2 protein-coding genes are annotated in these 2,550 nt (G+C 65.8%); both read left to right on the forward strand.

From position 1 onward, the window contains the following. Positions 1 to 1,276: phosphoglucosamine mutase (gene glmM, locus WC493_RS23750; protein ID WP_373069218.1), on the forward strand; the 1,276-nt coding region annotated here is incomplete at its 5' end. Between the two features lie 265 nt (positions 1,277 to 1,541). Then, positions 1,542 to 2,550 (forward strand): phosphate ABC transporter substrate-binding protein PstS (pstS, locus tag WC493_RS23755; RefSeq protein WP_373069220.1); only part of this gene is annotated, 1,009 nt, incomplete at its 3' end.

Consider the following 2,550-nt stretch of genomic DNA (forward strand, 5'->3'; position numbering starts at 1 on the left):
CCTCGGATTTGCGGCAGGCTCCGCGCTCGCGGCACGCGACGGACTGCCGGCGGGCGAGCGTCCCGCGGTGCTGATCGGCAAGGACACGCGGATTTCCGGCTACATGCTGGAAGCGGCGCTCGAGGCCGGATTTTCCGCCGCCGGGGTCGATGTGATGCTCTGCGGGCCGATGCCGACGCCTGCCGTCGCCTACCTCACGCGCGCCCTGCGGCTGCAGGCGGGGGTGGTCATTTCAGCTTCGCACAATCCTTACGACGACAACGGCATCAAGTTCTTTTCGGCGCAGGGCACCAAGTTGCCCGACGCGGTGGAACTCGAGATCGAGGCGCGGCTCGAGCAGCCGATGACCTGCATGGAGTCGGCCCGGCTCGGCAAGGCGCGCCGCGTCGACGACGCCGCCGGGCGCTACATCGAATTCTGCAAGAGCACCTTCCCCAACGACCTCGATCTGCGCGGCCTCAAGATCGTGGTGGACAGCGCCCACGGCGCGGCCTACCACGTCGCGCCCAGCGTCTTCCATGAACTCGGTGCCGAAACAGTCGGCGTTGGCGACACGCCGAACGGGCTCAACATCAACCTGGATGTCGGTGCCACGGCGCCCCAGGCGCTGCGCCGCGCCGTGCTGGAGGCAAAGGCCGATTGCGGTATCGCGCTCGACGGCGATGGCGACCGCCTGGTGATGGTCGATGCAGCCGGCACGCTCTACGACGGCGACCAGTTGCTCTACGTGATTGCCCGCCACCGTGCGCGCAACCAGCGCGTGTCCGGCGTGGCCGGCACGCTGATGAGCAACCTCGGCTTCGAGCACGCCCTGGCGCGGCTGGGCATCGCCTGCGGCCGCGCCAAGGTAGGTGACCGCTACGTGCTGGAAATGATGCAGGAAAAGGGCTGGCTCCTCGGCGGCGAGAACTCCGGGCACATCATCTGCCTCGATCGCCATACCACCGGCGACGGCATCATCGCCGCCTTGCAGGTGCTGGCCGCGTTGCGCGCGTCGAACGAAACCCTGGCCGGGGCCTGTGCCGATCTGACGCTGTATCCGCAGAAGCTCATCAACGTGAAGATGCCGGCCGGTTTCGACTGGGCGGCAGACGCCGGCATCAAGTCGGCGGTGAAGACCGCCGAGGCGAAGCTCGATGGCGCCGGGCGCGTGCTGCTGCGTCCCTCGGGCACCGAGCCCCTGTTGCGGGTGATGGTCGAAGGTCGCGAAGCCGCGCTTGTTACCGGGCAGGCCGAGGCCATCGCGGGCGCGGTGCGACACGCCTTCGGCGAGTAGCCTTCCGGGAGGTCGGGGCGGCGCAGCATTGGCGCCGCGGCCGCACCCCTCGGCACCTTCATCGTGTTGGGCCGCGCGATCGGGGCAACATTCCCTGATTCGGCAACCGTGCCACGCGGTCATCAGCTGCGAGGGTTTGAATCGATCGCCGGCTTCCCGCCTGGCGGTTTCATGGTCCTGTAACAATCCCTCCCTAAACTCCATTGCGATGCAACAGGCGGCGCCGGCGCCCCGGGCCGCCCAAAAATTTCACAGGAGTAAAAATATGCTGATTCGCACCCTCAGAAACGCAGGAACCATCGTCGCCGCACTGTTCGCCGTATCGTCGGTCAGTGCGGCCGACATCACCGGAGCCGGCGCTTCATTTCCGGCGCCGATCTACGCCAAGTGGGCCGACGCTTACCAGAAGGCGACCGGCAACCGGATCAACTACCAATCGATCGGTTCCGGCGGCGGCATCAAGCAGATCGCGGCCAAGACCGTCGATTTCGGCGCGTCGGACATGCCGCTGAAGGCCGACGTCCTCGACAAAGACGGTCTGATGCAATTTCCGACGGTCATCGGCGGCGTCGTGCCGGTGGTGAACCTCGAAGGCGTCAAGCCCGGCCAGCTCAGGCTGACCGGTGGCGTGCTGGCGGACATCTACTTTGGCAAGATCACCAAGTGGAATGACAAAGTCATCGCCGACCTCAATCCGGGCCTGGCCCTGCCGGCCGCGGACATCGGCGTCGTGCGTCGCGCCGACGGTTCCGGCACGACCTTCATTTTCACCAATTACCTGTCCAAGCTCAGTCCCGACTGGAAGGCCAAGGTGGGCGAGGGCACCGCGGTGCAGTGGCCCGTCGGTTTGGGCGGCAAGGGCAACGAAGGCGTGTCGGCATTCGTCCAGCGCCTGCCCGGTTCCATCGGCTACGTCGAGTATGCCTACGCCAAGCAAAACAAGCTGACCTACGCGCTGCTGAAAAACGCCGCTGGCAACTTCGTCGCCCCTGACGACATGACCTTCAAGGCCGCCGCAGCGCATGCTGACTGGACCAAATCGAACTTCGCCGAGATTCTTACCGAGCAGACCGGCAAGGATGCGTGGCCGATCACGGGAGCGACCTTCATCCTGATGCACAAAGTGCCGGGCAAGCCGGCGCAGGCGGCCGAGGTGCTCAAGTTCTTCGAGTGGTCGTACAAGAACGGCGCCAAGATGGCCGGCGACCTCGACTATGTGGCCTTGCCGGACAGCCTGATCAAGTTGATTCGCGCTTCGTGGCTGCAGGTGAAGG

The sequence above is a fragment of the Zavarzinia sp. genome (assembly GCF_041650655.1).
Lineage (GTDB): Bacteria > Pseudomonadota > Alphaproteobacteria > Zavarziniales > Zavarziniaceae > Zavarzinia.